General features: G+C 34.6%; 14 protein-coding genes. 10 read left to right on the top strand and 4 right to left on the bottom strand.

The genetic code is table 11. The annotated features are described in order from the left end of the window. Positions 1-461: 461 nt before the first annotated feature. The 3 genes from GA0061080_RS09615 to GA0061080_RS09605 all read right to left on the bottom strand — a co-directional run bounded on the left by GA0061080_RS09615 (position 462) and on the right by GA0061080_RS09605 (position 3,303). On the bottom strand, positions 462-1,622 hold the full coding sequence (locus GA0061080_RS09615) for an ABC transporter permease (RefSeq protein WP_209435801.1): 1,161 nt from the start codon (positions 1,620-1,622) through the stop codon (positions 462-464). Further along, positions 1,619-2,731 (bottom strand): HlyD family secretion protein, encoded by a 1,113-nt coding sequence (locus tag GA0061080_RS09610; protein WP_091124766.1) that lies wholly within the window; start codon positions 2,729-2,731, stop codon positions 1,619-1,621. Before GA0061080_RS09610 ends, GA0061080_RS09615 begins: the two co-directional genes overlap by 4 nt. A gap of 74 nt (positions 2,732-2,805) precedes the next feature. Beyond that, positions 2,806-3,303: a MarR family winged helix-turn-helix transcriptional regulator gene (locus GA0061080_RS09605; RefSeq protein ID WP_091124764.1), complete on the bottom strand. Its 498-nt coding sequence runs from the start codon at positions 3,301-3,303 to the stop codon at positions 2,806-2,808. Between the two features lie 205 nt (positions 3,304-3,508). On the opposite strand from GA0061080_RS09605, the gene nirB reads away from it, so the two are divergent. From nirB to cysG, 4 genes are all read left to right on the top strand, one after another. Then, positions 3,509-6,031 carry a nitrite reductase large subunit NirB gene (gene nirB / locus GA0061080_RS09600; protein WP_091124761.1) on the top strand — a complete coding sequence of 841 codons (2,523 nt, stop codon included), beginning with the start codon at positions 3,509-3,511 and terminating at the stop codon, positions 6,029-6,031. Between the two features lies 1 nt (position 6,032). Continuing rightward, the gene (nirD, locus tag GA0061080_RS09595) at positions 6,033-6,365 is read left to right on the top strand and encodes a nitrite reductase small subunit NirD (protein ID WP_091124758.1); all 333 of its coding nucleotides are present in this window, start codon (positions 6,033-6,035) and stop codon (positions 6,363-6,365) included. 27 nt (positions 6,366-6,392) lie between these two features. Next, on the top strand, positions 6,393-7,160 hold the full coding sequence (gene nirC / locus GA0061080_RS09590; RefSeq protein ID WP_091124754.1) for a nitrite transporter NirC: 768 nt from the start codon (positions 6,393-6,395) through the stop codon (positions 7,158-7,160). Between the two features lie 225 nt (positions 7,161-7,385). Then, positions 7,386-8,759, top strand: coding sequence for a siroheme synthase CysG (gene cysG / locus GA0061080_RS09585; protein ID WP_091124750.1), 1,374 nt, complete (start codon positions 7,386-7,388; stop codon positions 8,757-8,759). A 166-nt stretch (positions 8,760-8,925) separates the two neighbouring features. On the opposite strand, the gene GA0061080_RS09580 is transcribed toward cysG, so the two are convergent. After that, positions 8,926-9,948: a DUF4272 domain-containing protein gene (locus GA0061080_RS09580; protein ID WP_091124747.1), complete on the bottom strand. Its 1,023-nt coding sequence runs from the start codon at positions 9,946-9,948 to the stop codon at positions 8,926-8,928. 971 nt (positions 9,949-10,919) lie between these two features. On the opposite strand from GA0061080_RS09580, the gene murA reads away from it, so the two are divergent. From murA to GA0061080_RS09550, 6 genes are all read left to right on the top strand, one after another. Next, the gene (gene murA, locus GA0061080_RS09575) at positions 10,920-12,173 is read left to right on the top strand and encodes a UDP-N-acetylglucosamine 1-carboxyvinyltransferase (RefSeq protein ID WP_091124745.1); all 1,254 of its coding nucleotides are present in this window, start codon (positions 10,920-10,922) and stop codon (positions 12,171-12,173) included. Between the two features lie 50 nt (positions 12,174-12,223). Further along, positions 12,224-12,799, top strand: a complete 576-nt coding sequence (gene yajL, locus GA0061080_RS09570; RefSeq protein WP_091124741.1) for a protein deglycase YajL — start codon at positions 12,224-12,226, stop codon at positions 12,797-12,799. A gap of 11 nt (positions 12,800-12,810) precedes the next feature. Continuing rightward, positions 12,811-13,704 carry a cation diffusion facilitator family transporter gene (locus tag GA0061080_RS09565; protein ID WP_091124736.1) on the top strand — a complete coding sequence of 298 codons (894 nt, stop codon included), beginning with the start codon at positions 12,811-12,813 and terminating at the stop codon, positions 13,702-13,704. A gap of 96 nt (positions 13,705-13,800) precedes the next feature. Then, on the top strand, positions 13,801-14,763 hold the full coding sequence (pfkA, locus tag GA0061080_RS09560) for a 6-phosphofructokinase (protein WP_091124734.1): 963 nt from the start codon (positions 13,801-13,803) through the stop codon (positions 14,761-14,763). Positions 14,764-14,951: 188 nt separating this feature from the next. Next, positions 14,952-15,212 carry a GNAT family N-acetyltransferase gene (locus GA0061080_RS09555; protein ID WP_091124731.1) on the top strand — a complete coding sequence of 87 codons (261 nt, stop codon included), beginning with the start codon at positions 14,952-14,954 and terminating at the stop codon, positions 15,210-15,212. Between the two features lie 139 nt (positions 15,213-15,351). Further along, positions 15,352-16,422, top strand: coding sequence for an acyltransferase (locus GA0061080_RS09550; protein ID WP_091124729.1), 1,071 nt, complete (start codon positions 15,352-15,354; stop codon positions 16,420-16,422). Positions 16,423-16,920: the final 498 nt, after the last annotated feature.

The following is a 16,920-nucleotide window of genomic DNA, read 5'->3' as shown; positions in this document are numbered from 1 at the left end:
CACTTTTGGGCGCTATTTTTGTAAAAAATATTCAGGATTCTATACCGTTTCGTGATGAATTTAGACTTCTCTGTTTTCCATTTATTAAAATATGTAATAGTCATCGTATCAATCAAATATTCGCAAAACCTGTCAGCCCTTAAACGAATGGATAAATTGAAAGCGTAATACGTTCGTTAATTGAGAGGTTGCACAATCAGCAAATAATGAGCGATTCAAAGGTTAGAAAACAAAAGCTCAAACGCTTTATTAATTTTTATACCGTATAAAGCGATTTCAGGGAAAACGTCTTATGAGTTTTTTAGAGGATTATTTTAGTCATGAATTGTAAATAACTCGACGTTTTCCTACAAATTAGGCTTTTTTATATACATAAATTTATCGATTATTTTTTTCGAGCGAGGTATTGTATTGTTTTTTTTATAATGCTTAAAACGCTCGAAACTAAAATTACTAATAAATTATGATGCATTAGCCGCTTTTTTTGCTCGCTCAACAAACATCATCACAACAAAAGCAATGATCGTTAAGTAGATAATGAAAGCGCCATAAGTAGCAAACATATCAATTAGTGAGCGCCCTCGCATAGCAAAATCTCGGAAGAAGCGAAATAACCAAACTAATGGGAACGCATAGCTAACATAATAAGTCCATATCGGCATAATACCTACGGCCATTGTTGATCCCCCCATAATAAATCCTGGCGGTACTAGAAAGATCATTTTGCTTGCGCCTTCGCCCGGGTTGTTGGTTTTCCAAGATAGTAAAAAACCTAACCAACCAAATGCTAGCCCTGTCATAAATACACTTGGCACAAATGCAAAATAATTACCATCAAAGCGTAATTGTCCAAATATGACTAGTACGGCTGTAATTAGAGTTAATGCTGTTGTGTAAAATAGTGCATAAGGAACCGTTCTTGCTAATAATGAAACAAATCCTCTTTCTATTGCGGTTTGCCACATGCCTGTGACTTTTAAGCGTCCAACTATCATTAATGAGGTTAACCCATAAGTCAGTGACGAGAAAAAGTAAACAAAATAAATAATTGTCGATATGGTTGAGGAGCTTGCTGGATTAAACATATATCGTGTTTTAAGCTGCATTGGCGATAAGGTTGCTTCGATACCATCGTGACCAAGTCCTAATGAGGCAACTTTACTAACACTGAGCTCGGCGCCTAATTCAGGGATGTATTCATTTAAGTTTTGTAATACTTTAGCATTTTGTGCATCATTGGTATCATCAGCAAAATAACCTAGGCGAACAGTTTTGTCACCTTTTTTTAAGCTTTTTTCTAAGCCTTTAGGAATATATAAAACACCTAAATTACGGTCGTGTGAAACCAATATTATTGGATTTACTGGCGATCTTATTACTTCTGTCACTTCAATATAAGGCGATGTATTGACTTTGCTAATTAATTCAGTCGAATAATGAGAACCATCAAGATCAATAACTGCAATTTTTCCTTCAAAAACAGCTCCGTGGCTTAATACAATTGAGAACACAAGCGAAACAATAGCAGCTAAGCCAAGCGAAACTTTATAATAAGGTATAAAATGGCCAGACAACATGGCGTCAAGCTCTTCAAACATGGATTTAATGATGTTTTGCATCATTTTTCAACCTCAAGTGTCATTCCAGTTAATAGTTTAGGAATTGATTCTATGTAAATTCTGACTTGATAAGAGGTTAAATCAGCTTGACCTCGTTCTCGTGTCATGCGTAAATCAGCAAATGATGGCGCAGCGGTGGCAAAGCGAACTTTTCCTTTTACTTCTTTGTTAAGTGCAATTACATTTGCTGTAACAGTTGTGCCTGGTTGATAATCATTAACCATTTTTTCATTCACATAAATGTCGATATATTTACGATCGGTTTCTAATAAGACTGCTGGCGCACCGTTTGGTACCATTTCGCCATCTTCAAACATAAGTTTTAATACTTTTCCATCTTCAGGTGCTCTTAATGTTAGTCGATCATAATTAAGCTGTAGTTGTTTTAATTCAGCTTCGCCTTGTGCGAGTTGTGCTTGTATTTGGGCAAGTTGATTTTTGCGGTTTTCGAGTTTTTGCCGTGCAATTAAGATTGATTGTATTGTCATACCTGTTGCATTTTTTGTTTGTTCAAATTGGCTAATTTGTTCAGGCGTTGCACCAATCATTAAGGTAGAAAGTTGGCTTTCAATTTGAATAACTTGCATTTTTGCATTAATAAAAACATTACGTGCATTATCAAGTTGTGACTGTGAGTTTCCACCCGACTTGCGTAATTGCGTTTGGCGATCAAATTCAGTGTTAGCTAGATATCGAGCCGATTTTGCTGCTTCTAAATTAGCTTGTACTTCTTCTATTTTTCGCCAAGTTGATAATTCCGAAAGGTTGGTTTCATTTTCAGTGATTTCAATATTTTTTTCTTCTTGGTTTACTGCCGCCTTTTGGCTATCAACTAAAGCTTTTAGTCGATCGATAGCTAGTTTGGTATCGATATCTTCTAATTGCATTAAAGGATCACCTTTTTTTACTATTTGTGATTCTTCTACAAATCGCTTGGTGACTTTTCCGCCGACATTTTGAAAGGCAATATTAATCTCATCGGCAGTTAATACACCAGATTTGATGCTTTTGGCAACCGAGACCGCATCATTTCTTGAGCCTAAAAAGATTAAAAATGAGCCAAAGATTAACAGGATTAAAAAGATAACAGGAATTTTGACATTTTTTTTCATATATAGCTTATTTTCCATTTATTTAGTCAGCTAACTATTTAAGTGAAAAGAAGAACTTTAATGATTAAAGTCCGTTATTTTCGTAATAATTTACGTAACATCAATATTAAAGACTCTTGTTCTTGCGAATTGAGTACTTGCGCAAAAGCGCGAATTGATTTTAGATGATTGGGTAATGCATTTTGAATCAGCTTTTCGCCTGTATGTGTTAAAGTGATTAATCGAGAACGACCATCATCACCACTTTTTGACATCGAGATTAAAGGCTCTGGCACTGCCAGCATTCGTTTAACCATTACTGATACTGTCGCAGGTGTTACGCCAATGCGCAAAGCAAGATCACTGGCACAGGTTTCACCTTCTGAAAACAATGACATCAATAAGGCAAATTTACCTTCAGAAACGCCGTAATCTTTATCTAATTGCGCATAGATATTAGCACGAATTAGATCGGCAGTTGTTATTAAGCTCAAAACCAGATCAACACCAGAAACATCAACGATGTCATCGTTAAATCTTTGCGCTCGAGCTAAGGTTTCACGCGAAGGCAGCTTTCTTGAATTGTAATTCAATTATCATTACTCAATTTATTTAGTCGGCTAATTATACTGTTTTAGCCAAAATTAGCAATTATTTTAAGTACGTTTTTGCAAGTTTGATATTTAAGTACTACTAAAGTAGTAATCCTTGAGGGTAATTATATTCTATGCACAGTTTCATACAATGTAATTAAATTAAAATTTTAGCAATTTAATTATATTAAAATTGGAGTTATGTATGAGTAAAACCAACCTCGTTGTTATTGGTAATGGGATGGTTGGGCATCGTTTTGTTGAAGAGTTAATTGATAAAATGCAGCCCAATCAATTCAATATTACTATTTTTTGTGAAGAACCACGTCTTGCCTATGATCGGGTGCACCTTTCTTCTTATTTTTCTGACCATACTGCCGAGGCGCTTTCTCTAGTTCGCGAAGGATTATACGAAGAGAATAATATTAAAGTCTTACTTAATCAACGGGCTATTTTAATTAATCGTCAGCGTAAGGAGGTTCATTCTCAACAAGGGCAAATTGTTGCTTATGATAAATTGATTATTGCGACAGGATCTTATCCTTGGGTACCTCCGATTAAAGGAGCTGATGGTTCGGATTGTTTTGTTTATCGTACGATTGAAGATCTTGATGCTATTCAGGAATGTGCAAAGCGTTGTCAAAAAGGCGCTGTTGTGGGTGGTGGATTGTTAGGGCTTGAAGCGGCTGGTGCGTTGAAAAACTTAGGTATGGAAACGCATGTGGTTGAGTTTGCTCCAGTGCTTATGGCTGAACAGCTTGATGTGCAGGGCGGAGAACAATTACGTCGTAAAATTGAGGAGATGGGGGTAGGCGTTCACACCAGTAAAAATACTCAAGAAATTATACACACACCTGCAGGGAAAGTTATGCAATTTGCGGATGGCTCTGCACTTGAAGTCGATTTTATTGTTTTTTCAACCGGTATTAGGGCTAATGATAAATTAGCTCAAGAATGTGAGTTAGAAATCGGTCCTCGTGGTGGGATTGTGATTAATGATTATTGCCAAACTTCGGATCCCGACATTTATGCTATTGGTGAATGTGCTTGTTGGCAAAACAAGGTTTTTGGTTTAGTTGCACCAGGCTATAAAATGGCTCAAATTGCTTTAGCGCATTTAATGGGACAAACAGATAAATTTGAAGGTGCTGATATGAGCGCTAAGCTAAAGCTGATGGGAGTCGATGTCGGTAGTATTGGCGATGCTAAAGCAAAAACAATAGGGTGTCATAGTTATGTTTATTTAGATGAAACAACGCCAGTTTATAAAAAATTGGTTGTTTCGAATGATAATAAAAAACTTTTGGGTGCGGTATTGGTTGGTGATACGTCAGATTATAGTAATTTATTGCAATTAATGCTTAATGATATGGATCTACCTGAACACCCAGATACGTTGATATTGCCTGCACATGCAGGAGCTAAACCTGCTATGGGCGTTGATGCGCTTCCTGATTCAGCACAGATTTGCTCTTGTTTTGATGTGACTAAAGAAAAAATTATTAATGCTATTAATGCAGGTTGCCATACGGTTGCAGCAATCAAAGCTGAAACTAAAGCTGGAACTGGGTGCGGAGGCTGTATTCCACTTGTTACACAAATTCTTAATTTAGAGTTAGCCAAACAAGGTATTGAGGTTAGCCATGCATTATGCGGACATTTTAAATATTCTCGTCAGGAGTTATATCATCTTATCCGTGTTGAGGGCTTAACGTCTTTTGAGCAAGTGATTAAAAAACATGGTAAAGGTTATGGCTGTGAAATTTGTAAACCTACCGTCGGATCTTTATTAGCTTCATGTTGGAATGATTATATTCTTAAAGATAATTTGATTCCTCTACAAGATAGTAATGATATTTTCTTAGGCAATATTCAAAAAAATGGTACTTATTCGATAATTCCGCGTAGTGCTGGTGGTGAAATTACTCCAGAAGGATTAATTGCTGTTGGTCAAATAGCTAAAAAATATCAGCTCTATTCTAAAATTACAGGTTCACAGCGCATAGGCTTATTTGGAGCACAAAAAGACGATCTCCCAGCTATTTGGAAGGAACTTATTGAGGCTGGTTTTGAGAGTGGTCATGCTTATGCCAAAGCATTAAGAATGGCAAAAACCTGTGTTGGTAGCACTTGGTGTCGATTTGGTGTGGGAGATAGTGTTGGTTTGGGTGTTGAGCTAGAAAACCGCTATAAAGGTATTCGTGCACCACATAAATTTAAACTAGGCGTATCAGGTTGTACACGTGAATGTGCTGAGGCTCAAGGTAAAGATATTGGTGTTATTGCTACTGAAAAGGGATGGAACCTTTACGTTTGTGGTAATGGTGGTATGAAACCTCGTCACGCCGATTTACTTGCTGCTGATCTTGATAAAAATACACTTATTCAATATATAGATCGTTTCCTTATGTTTTATATTCGTACCGCAGATAAATTACAACGGACGTCAGTCTGGCTTGAAAGTTTAGATGGCGGTATTGATTATTTACGTAGTGTTATTATTGACGATAAGTTAGGCATAAATGCTGAGTTAGAAAGTGAAATGACACGCTTACGTAAATTAATGGTATGTGAATGGAAGGAAGCTGTTGAAAATACAGAAGGTCAAATTCGATTTTCTCATTTTATTAATAGTAACAAACGTGATGAGAATGTCCAAATCGTATCTGAGCGTGATCAGCATCGCCCAGCAACAGCAGAAGAACGTAAAGTAATGTTAGGGGAATAATATGAGTCAATGGATAACTATTTGTAAACTTGATGAAATTCTACCAGGCACAGGAGTTTGTGCACTTGTTGGTAATGATCATGTGGCTGTTTTTCGCCCTTATAATAATGCTGAGCTTTATGCGATTAGTAACATTGATCCTTTTGCTAAGGCAAGTGTTTTATCCCGAGGCATTATAGCAGAACATGAAAATGAGTTATGGGTGGCAAGTCCACTTAAAAAGCAACGCTTTCGTTTAAAAGATGGTTATTGTTTTGAAGATGAACAATATTCAATCCCCCATTATGAAGTAGCTGTTAATGATGATGGGATCGTACAAGTAAAGTCGTGCTAAATGTATTTTTAAAAGGATAAATTGATTATGTATACAGAGACAATTAATAAATGTGCAGCAAATGCTGCGCGTATTGTTCGTTTGGCAAAAACGAACCCATTTGGTTTTTGGCTAAGTTCTGCTATGGCTGGGGCTTATGTAGGAATAGGTATTATTTTAATTTTTACTTTAGGAAACCTTGTTGATCCATCAATAAGACCTTTACTTATGGGGGCAACGTTTGGTATTGCTTTAACGTTGGTTGTAATTGCAGGTTCTGAATTATTTACAGGACATACCATGTTTTTAACCCTAGGTGTAAAATGCAAAAAAATTACTCATACCCAAATGTGGACAGTATTGCCACAAACATGGTTAGGAAATTTATTAGGTTCAATTTTTGTTGCTGCATTGTATTTTTATGCAGCAACACCTCTATTATCAACGGATACTAGTTTGGTCCATACAGCGGCTTTAGCAAAAACATCAGCTTCAGCTTCAGCATTATTTTTTAGGGGTATTTTATGTAACTGGTTAGTTTGTTTAGCGATTTGGATGGCTAATCGAGTTGAAGGTTCGGCAAAGTTTATTGCTATTTGGTGGTGTTTGTTAGCATTTATTGCTTGTGGTTATGAACACTCCGTTGCAAACATGACACTTTTTTCACTTTCGTGGTTTGGTCATCATAGTGATGCTTACTCATTAGCTGGAATTGGTCATAATCTATTATGGGTTTCATTAGGAAATATTGTGTCTGGCGCATTATTTATGGGGCTAGGATACTGGTATTCAACTCCCAAAGATGAGCGACCTTAATAGCTGTTTAATTCAGAAAATGTGGTTAAAATAACTTAATATAAGGGGGGAGTATGGTAAGCCCCCCAAAGACGTTAAATTAATTAGGATTATATTTGGTTTTAATCGTAATTAGTGATAAAAAAATAACGAAGCAATTAAAAATAGGATAATTAATAAATTTCTATTATTAGAGGTTAGTTGTTAATAAATTTTTAAACAGATAATGTTTTATTTTGAGGTATTATGGATTATTTCCCCTTATTTTGTAAGCTAGAAAACCGTGATTGCTTATTAGTCGGTGGCGGTGAAGTTGCTGAGCGTAAAGCTCGATTATTACTTGAAGCTGGTGCCCGCTTAACTGTCAATGCGCATGAATTTAACGAGCAATTCATATGCTGGAATGAACAAAAACAATTAGTTTTAGTTCAAGGGGAGTTTAATGCCGAATTACTGAATGATAAATGGTTAGTTATTGCGGCAACAGACTGTCAGGAAACTAATCAAAGAGTGAGTGTTGAGACGGAAAAAAGGCGTATTTTTTGTAATGTGGTTGATTCTCCAAAAGATGCGAGTTTTATTATGCCCTCAATTATTGATCGTTCCCCTATTATGGTTGCAGTCTCTTCAGAAGGGCATGCTCCTGTTTTGGCTAGATTATTGCGTGAAAAACTAGAATCCATTTTACCCCAACATTTAGGGAAGTTAGCTAAATATGCTGGTTATTTACGCAATAAAGTTAAAACAACCTATCAAACAATGACGGAACGTCGCCGTTTTTGGGAAAGGCTATTTTCTCATGATAGGTTGGCTCAAGCGATTGCTAATAGCGATTCAGATCATGTTGAAAAACTCACCAATGAGCTATTTGATACATCGCTTGACTCGCGTGGCGAGGTTGTGTTAGTTGGTGCTGGTCCGGGTGATGCGGGCTTGTTGACTTTAAAGGGGTTACAACAAATCCAACAAGCAGATATTATTGTCTATGATAGATTAGTATCCGATGAAATTATGAATCTAACCCGTCGCGATGCTCAACGTATTTTTGTTGGTAAGCGGGCAGGATTTCATTGTGTACCTCAGGAACAAATAAATCAGATTCTTTTACAACAAGCGAAGAAAGGCAAGCGTGTTGTTCGCTTAAAAGGGGGCGATCCGTTTATTTTTGGTCGTGGCGGTGAAGAGCTTGAAACCTTATTTAATGCCGATATTCCATTTTCTGTCGTGCCGGGTATTACTGCGGCTTCGGGATGTTCAGCTTATAGTGGAATCCCATTAACGCATCGAGATTATGCTCATAGCGTACGTTTAATTACTGGTCATTTGAAAGATGGCAGCCATCTTGATTGGCAAAGTTTAGCTGCAGAAAAACAAACTTTAGTTTTTTATATGGGATTATCTCAAGCTAGTAACATCGAAAAACAATTAATTAAATACGGTATGAATGCAAATACACCAGTTGCAATTGTTGAGGAGGGCAGCACAACAAAGCAAAAAGTGGTATCAGGCGTGTTAGGTAATTTAACACAACTATCATTGCAAGCTCGTAGCCCAAGCCTAATTATTATTGGACCTGTTGTCGCATTACGTGAAAAGCTGAATTGGTTTTCTGACAATTAATATAAACTATTTTTTGAATTTAATTTTAAAAAGTTTTCATTTTAGAAAAGAGTTAAAACACAACTAAAAAGCAAAAAATATAGGTAACAAAATGATTTATTAATATAGAATTTATTAATTTGATATTGTCATAATGCTACCTACCATGATGAAAAGATAAAAGGTATCAGGTTGGTGTATCTACATCATCCCAATCTGCATTTTCAAAGTTAGTTAACCAATTTAAAGCATAGTGACGTTCTTGAATAACATCACTTATAATTGAAGCGGGTGGTTGCTCGCCTTTCATTCGAAAATCTGTGGTTATCCAATGTAAGCGGTAGTGTAAATCTAAGGCATCTAATAATTCGCTAATAGGTCTTAAGGTTACTTTAGAAATATCTTGCTCACTATGTTGCATTCCTTTGTCAACTAATGATGAAACATCGCAAATAGTATCAGCAAATGGGAGCTCTGATTGCCAATTTATCGCCCATTGTAAAGGTAATAATGCTTCGTATTTCCACGACATATCTATAACATCTTGCTCTGTAGGTTGTTCACTATAAATAAAGTCACGTTCATTATTTGATAAAGCTGCAAACCCTGTTGGGCAACGTTCTTTAAATTCCATCGGATTGATTGGATTATTTTCTCGAAAACTTTCTGCTTGAATACCTGTTAACATTATCGCTAAAGCGCGTTTAGCTACCTCGTCAGGTGTTCTAAGTATTACTTCGGATTCAGCAATAACTGGTGGTAAATGTGTAGGTGTATGTAACCCTAATTTGGCTAAATACTGCTCATTTTTTGTTTTACGCTTTAATGCTTCAGGTGGGTAAGGAACAATTACATCAAAATCGATATCATCATCAGGATCTAGTAATATATCTCCATCAGGATTTCGAATAGTTCCATCTGTCAGCAATATAATGGCATTGGCCTGCCAGCCCCAAGAAGTAAACTCATTGAAGTTCTCTTCTTCAATCTCAAAGGCAAATTGATGTTTAACTCGTTGGATATGGCGATACAAAGCATAACGGCGTGAATTCATCTGCCCATCTCCAGCTTGCATGACATAACCGATAAAACCATCAAGGTTTTTCATTAACTCAGGATCATCTAATCCACGATGATATAAACGTTCGCAAGGAAAATTAATGGCTGGTGGCTGAGTGACTGTAGAGAAAGCATTGATCAATATCGGCATTTCAAATATTCCTATTTTAAATTTTGTGTATTTTATAGCTATAAATAGCGGTTATTTGTTTGTCCGATTTTATAATAAGTCATTGCATCTTTCTAGCTGTAGGATTTACTAGCGTTGTTTACAGTAATTTGAGAAACTACTGTAATGAATATACATAAAAAAAACAAAACTAACGCTCTATCACAGTCAAGCAATAGGGCGCTGATATCATAAAGAAAAATAACCATTACTAATTTGGCTAAACGCTTTATGGTCTGTAGCCAAACCTCTTATCACGTGCTAAATAAAGCCCAATTAAAGTTTTTACCCCTTAAAGTAGTAAAAATGAACGTTATAAAACCATTAATTATGTTATTAACCATCTGATTAAAATAGAAAAATCAATTGAGGATAAATTAAAAAAGCAAGCTAAAGGCGATAACAAAACCTTTCTGAGCGAAATACGACAGGTTAATAGCAAAGGTTTACCGTTACTTAAAAATCAAACGAAACAGCAAACTAGAGAATATTTGCTTTACAGTATCTATTTGATTTTTAATGTTTTTATGCATAAGCGTAGTACACTCCTGAAACTTTTTGACAAAATGATCCTGTCTTTATTTATTTAAATAAATTATTAGGTTAGATAAACTGAGTAATAACTAGCATATCAACCAAAAATCGACAAAAATTACCAGCTCATAATCCAATAAAAAAGCCGAAATAGCGATACGTATGTTAATGGTAAGTTGTATAATTAGCCAGTATTTAGCGACTCAAAAGAGAGAAACAAAAGCTTAAACACCTCATGCGTTTTTAGCGAATTATTTTAACTATGAAGTGTAAACAACGCGATGTTGTCCTATATAGCTAAAATGAATTCTGGTTAATAATTAGTGTTTCAATTTTTCATGAAATTCATTTATCTATTGATAAATAACTTCTATAATGTTCGATAATTTATCAAGCACAATAATTTATAAGAGTTAATAATGGAAAAGTTTCATGTAACAGGCCCAACCGCGTTAAATGGTGAAGTGGTTATTTCTGGCGCAAAAAATGCTGCGCTACCAATTTTATTTGCTGCAATTTTGGCTGAAAAACCAGTAGAGCTTCGAAATGTTCCCAAGCTGAAAGATATTGACACAACATTAGAATTGCTAAGCCAGTTAGGCGTAAAATGTGAAAGAAATGATTTTATTCATCTTGATGCAAGTCACCTTAATAACTACTGTGCACCTTATGAGTTAGTTAAAACCATGCGTGCTTCAATTTGGGCTTTAGGTCCACTTGTTGCTCGTTTTGGGCAAGGTCAAGTTTCATTGCCTGGTGGTTGCGCTATTGGTGCCAGACCTGTTGATCTTCATATTACTGGTCTTGAGCAATTAGGGGCGACAATTAAACTCGATGACGGTTATGTAAAAGCATCGGTAAATGGACGCCTAAAAGGTGCTCATATTGTTATGGATAAAGTCAGTGTTGGAGCGACAGTTACCATTATGTCAGCAGCAACGTTAGCTGAGGGTAAAACTATCATTGAAAACGCAGCTTGTGAACCCGAAATTGTTGATACAGCTAAATTTTTAAATATGCTAGGTGCTAAAATTACCGGTGCTGGCACAATGCGCATAGAGATTGAAGGGGTTGAACGTTTAGGTGGTGGCATTCATGAGATCGTTTCTGATCGTATTGAAACGGGAACTTTTTTAGTTGCTGCAGCTATATCTAAAGGTAAAATCACTTGTCGAAAAACTGATCCAACTTTGCTTGATGCAGTGCTTTCGAAATTGAAGGAAGCCGGAGCCAAAATTGAAGTTGGCGAAGATTGGGTTTGTTTAGATATGCAAGGAAAACGAGCAAAAGCTGTAAATATTCATACGGCTCCACATCCAGGATTCCCTACTGATATGCAAGCACAATTTTCATTATTGAATATCGTTGCTGAAGGAACAGGAATTATTAAAGAAACGATTTTTGAAAATCGATTTATGCATGTACCTGAGCTAATACGGATGGGTGCTAAGGCCGAAATCGAAGGCCATACTTTAATTACTCACGGCGTTGAAATGCTAAGTGGTACACAAGTGATGGCAACGGATTTGCGTGCATCAGCAAGTTTAGTTTTAGCTGGTTGTATCGCTGAAGGTTTAACAACGGTTGATCGTATTTATCATATTGATCGTGGTTATGACAATATTGAGGCTAAATTAAGGAAATTAGGCGCTAATATTGAAAGAGTGAAATAACTTCATCAAACTAAAAATGATTAAGTTATTTGTTTAAAAGGAACGAAGTAATGATAAAGCAAGCATTGGTATTTTTATCAGATGGCTGCGAAGAAACAGAAGCGGTGACAACAATTGATTTATTAACTCGAGCGGGTATTAATGTTACTACCGCTAGCATATCAAACTCTCGTGAGGTTGAATGTTCTCGGGGAGTAACAATTTTAGCTAAAAAAACGCTTTTAGATATTCAAAACATTGATTTTAAAGTTATTATTTTGCCAGGTGGTTTGAAAGGCGCTGAAAATTTTCGTGATTGCCCATTGTTGATTGAAAAATTAAAACAAACACATCAAAAAGGGGGAATTGTTGCAGCAATCTGTGCATCACCTGCTATGGTTTTACAACATCATAATTTATTCCCTAATGCTAATATGACGGGGTATCCAACCACTAAAGAGGCATTTCAAAATTGGAAAGATGATAGAGTTTATTTTGATGAACAGAATAAAGTCATTACGAGCCAAGGACCTGCAACCTCTATTGATTTTGCTTTGAAAATTATTGAGGTGCTGCTAGGAAGAACAAAGGCTGCCGAGGTTGCTCAGCAGCTAGTTCTTCCATCAGGAATTGAAACCTATCAATAAGTAGGCACTAAATGTCAAATTCACATTTGTATGAAAAATTAGTTAAAAGAGCAACATTAATTGCTGTTTTAATTTCTATTTTTCTCATTTTAGTTAAATTTATTACTTGTTGGTTAACAGGTTCAATAAGTTTGCTTGCTTCATTATTGGATTCAAGTATTGATTTAATTGCTTCTGGTTTTAATTATTTTTTAGTTCGTTATGCGTTAAAACCTGCAGATGATGAGCATACTTTTGGTCATGGTAAAGCAGAATCTTTAGCAGCATTATCACAAAGTGCATTTATTATTGGTTCTGCAATAATTTTATTATTTTCTAGTATTCGATCTTTTATTCAGCCAAGTGAACTACAGCTTCCTCTATTAGGCATTGCTATTTCAACCATTTCTGCTGTAATTACCTGTATTCTTGTTTTATACCAAAGACACGTTATCAAAATTACTAAAAGTAATGCTATTCAAGCTGATATGTTACATTATTCTTCTGATCTGTTGCTGAATATTACCGTTATAGTTGCTCTTTGTTTTAGTTGGTATGGTATTACCTATGCTGATGCAGCATTTGCATGCTTTATTGCCTTATATATTTGTTATAATGCTTTTCATATTGCCTATAATGCTATTCAAGATTTGCTTGATAGAGCCTTACCTGAAAGTGATAATATATTGATTGCAGAAATTATTAGTCAGTATCCAGAGGTTTACGGTTTTCACGATTTAAAAACGAGGCAGGCAGGCTCTGTTAAATTCATCCAATTGCATATAGAACTTGATGATAATATGCCTTTAATTAAAGCCCATGCTATTGCCGATTCTATTGAAAAGCAAATTTCAAAGCAGTTTTCACCAGCAACTGTTATTATTCATCAAGATCCAATTTCTGTTGTACCAGCCGAAATGATGTAGTAGAAAAAACAATCAAAATAGCGATTAATCTTCTATTGTTAGATATCTGTTAAGGCTCTATAATAACGAAAAGTTAATAATTTGGAGTTATTTTATATGATAAAGAAAATAGGTATTTTAACAAGTGGTGGTGATGCTCCAGGAATGAATGCAGCTATACGAGGAGTAGTAAGAACCGCATTAACAGAAGGATTAGATGTTTTTGGTATTTATGATGGCTATATGGGGCTTTGTGAAGATCGTATCATTCAATTAGAGCGTTCAAGTGTGTCTGATATCATTACCCGTGGGGGTACATTTCTTGGTTCAGCTAGATTTCCAGAGTTTAAAGATAAAGCCGTAAGACAAAAAGCCATTACTAATTTAAAAAAACATCAAATCGATGCTTTAGTTGTTATTGGTGGTGATGGTTCATATATGGGCGCTATGCGGTTAACTGAAGAAGGTTTTCCATGTATTGGTTTACCGGGTACTATTGATAATGATATTCGTGGTACTGATTACACTATTGGTTATTTTACTGCACTTAGTACTGCCGTTGAAGCAATTGATAGATTACGTGATACTTGTTCTTCGCATAACCGTATATCAGTTATTGAAATTATGGGGCGAGATTGTGGGGATTTAACTTTAAATGCTGCTATTGCTGGTGGTTGTGAGTTTATGATTATTCCTGAGGTTTCTTATACTAAAGAAGATCTAATCGAAGAAATTAAACTTGGCTTTGCGAAAGGTAAAAAACATGCAATTGTAGCAGTTACAGAGCATATGTGTGATGTAAATAAACTAGCCGCTGATATTGAAGCTGCAGTTCATCACGAAACTCGTGCAACAATTTTAGGGCATGTTCAACGAGGAGGATCTCCTGTACCTTATGATCGTATTTTAGGGTCACGTATGGGAGCCTATGCTGTTCAATTATTACTCGAAGGCCATGCAGGTAGAAGTGTTGGTGTACAGAATGGTAAATTAGTGCACCACGATATCATCGAAGGCATTAATAATATGAAACGTTCGTTTGATATGGAACTATATAATACTGCTAAACGATTATTTTAAATATTAATTGTGATTAAAATATAATCTTAATTGAGAAAGATTTAATTGTTTTATTATAGGTGAGTTATTGGAAATGAAATGTTAACAATGGCCACCTATTTTTTATTTTTCTAAAATTATTTGATATTAAATTTATTATTAATTACATGGTTATAATTAATTAACTATTATGATATATAGGTATTTTTATGTCGTTACATTTTTTAGAAGCTAATGATCGTTTTTATGTTTGTGATGCCAATAATAAAGAGATAGGTGAAATAACTTTTACAAGGTTAGGAAAAGATAAGGCTACTATTGATCATACCTATGTTGATCCTGCTTATCGCGGGCAAGGTATTGCTGATAATTTATTAGACATTGTAGTAAGGCGATTACAACAAGAAAACCGTGATATTATTCCTATTTGCTCGTTTGCTATTAAGAAATTGGCTAGAAAATCAGATTGAGGTTCTGATTTTAATTCGTTGATTTTAAATAATATTTTATTTTCAATTTGTTTGGGAATTTATTTTTATAATTGTAGTTTCAGTTACATAGAAGTGTGATAATGTATTCTAATTTATTTCATTATTTACAGTATCTAAAATGGTAACAGAAAAACCGCAAAAAATTCATTCGATTCATATTTTACGTGGTGTTGCAATTATAATGATTGTTTTTAGCCACTGCTTAGGTGTATTTAAAAACACCTACTTAATTACTAACAGTTATTTATTTTCTTTTTTGAATCTATTTGCATTTAATTTTACGACATTTTTTGTATTAATTGCCGGTTTTTTATTTCAACATCTAATATACAAATTTGATACTAAAACATATTATTTATCAAAATTTAAGACGGTTGTATGTCCTTACATTTCAATATCTATTTTCTGTTTTATATTTTTTCATTATCCATATTTATCAAGTTTACCTTGGTATTCGTCAACTCAAACTAACATAATTAGCGCAATAACTAAAATGATGTTGACAGGAACACAACTATTGCCATTATGGTTTATACCGATGATCATCATTATCTACTTAATGGCTCCTTTATTATATTTTTTATCGAAAAAGAGTTTAATTATAGCTGGTTTGACTGCTATGTTTTGGGTAGTTATGTTTACTAAGCCTGATTTCACTAAACCTTTTTTAAATTTATTGCATTATGGTCCTGTTTATTTAACGGGTATGATGATAAAACAAAACTATCAAACCATTATGAAATCTGTAAAAAGTAATTTATTTTTGGTTATATTCTTTTTTTGTTTATGCTTTTGGATTCCATTTGCATATCGCTATATAAGCCACTTAATTGTTGAAAAACTTTATTATGATACATTACAAAAAATCATTTTATTTATATTAGCGCTTTATTTTTTAGATGGACTGAATCATAAAACGAATGAGGGGAAGTTATATAAATTCTTTTCTTATATGGCAAATATTAGTTTTCCTATCTATTTTATTCATGAAATTATCGTGTTAGAGCTCGAGCGGCTACTGTATATTTCTCCTCTAGGTCATGTAATCAAAACTGATAATGGTTGGTTAGCATCATTGGGGGCTGTAATCTTTTTAGTGTCTACTTTAATCGTAAGTGTCATCATTGCTAAAATAATAACACTATTTTTTAACAATAAAGCAAAATACCTTATTGGTGCAATTCGTTAGATATCTTATTTATTATTTGATTTGGTGTTTTGAAATATTTTTATTAAATTTAAAATTTAGAATGTAAATTAATATTCTAAATTCACGTTAAAAATATGAGGTTCTTTATATTTACCATGTAAATTAACTTAATAAATTGTTTTTTCTATAACAAATTACGTTTATTTTGTTTATGTCAAATATATTGAATACATGAATTTGAACAAATAAAACGCAAACAAGAATAAATTACACAATAACCTCTTGCACGAAATTTTTAAGCCCCTATAATGCGCATCCACTGGCATGCAGTCAGCGACAAGCAGGCAGTGAGTTGGTCAGTGAATAAGATCAAAAATTTTGAAAAAAAGATCTTGACGAATAAAAGAGGTTAGTGTAGTATACGCAACCCTTGAGACAGCGAAGTAAAACAACGAAATGTTGGTTTAGTTGAAAAGCTGTCAGCTCTTTAAAAAGAAGAAACAGACAATCTGTGTGGGCACTTGCGAGACAAAAGAT

Origin of the sequence: Gilliamella intestini (assembly GCF_900094935.1) — a bacterium.
GTDB classification, from domain to species: domain Bacteria; phylum Pseudomonadota; class Gammaproteobacteria; order Enterobacterales; family Orbaceae; genus Gilliamella; species Gilliamella intestini.
Note: the sequence above shows the minus strand (reverse complement) of the source record. Positions and strands in the feature narration are given on the sequence as shown.

Bases quoted from the DNA above. Each gene is read 5' to 3' on its own strand.
- GA0061080_RS09615 (WP_209435801.1), bottom strand. From the start codon at position 1,622: ATGATGCAAAACATCATTAAATCCATGTTTGAAGAGCTTGACGCCATG.
- GA0061080_RS09610 (WP_091124766.1), bottom strand. From the start codon at position 2,731: ATGAAAAAAAATGTCAAAATTCCTGTTATCTTTTTAATCCTGTTAATC.
- nirB (WP_091124761.1), top strand. From the start codon at position 3,509: ATGAGTAAAACCAACCTCGTTGTTATTGGTAATGGGATGGTTGGGCAT.
- nirD (WP_091124758.1), top strand. From the start codon at position 6,033: ATGAGTCAATGGATAACTATTTGTAAACTTGATGAAATTCTACCAGGC.
- nirC (WP_091124754.1), top strand. From the start codon at position 6,393: ATGTATACAGAGACAATTAATAAATGTGCAGCAAATGCTGCGCGTATT.
- cysG (WP_091124750.1), top strand. From the start codon at position 7,386: ATGGATTATTTCCCCTTATTTTGTAAGCTAGAAAACCGTGATTGCTTA.
- GA0061080_RS09580 (WP_091124747.1), bottom strand. From the start codon at position 9,948: ATGCCGATATTGATCAATGCTTTCTCTACAGTCACTCAGCCACCAGCC.
- murA (WP_091124745.1), top strand. From the start codon at position 10,920: ATGGAAAAGTTTCATGTAACAGGCCCAACCGCGTTAAATGGTGAAGTG.
- yajL (WP_091124741.1), top strand. From the start codon at position 12,224: ATGATAAAGCAAGCATTGGTATTTTTATCAGATGGCTGCGAAGAAACA.
- GA0061080_RS09565 (WP_091124736.1), top strand. From the start codon at position 12,811: ATGTCAAATTCACATTTGTATGAAAAATTAGTTAAAAGAGCAACATTA.
- pfkA (WP_091124734.1), top strand. From the start codon at position 13,801: ATGATAAAGAAAATAGGTATTTTAACAAGTGGTGGTGATGCTCCAGGA.
- GA0061080_RS09555 (WP_091124731.1), top strand. From the start codon at position 14,952: ATGTCGTTACATTTTTTAGAAGCTAATGATCGTTTTTATGTTTGTGAT.
- GA0061080_RS09550 (WP_091124729.1), top strand. From the start codon at position 15,352: ATGGTAACAGAAAAACCGCAAAAAATTCATTCGATTCATATTTTACGT.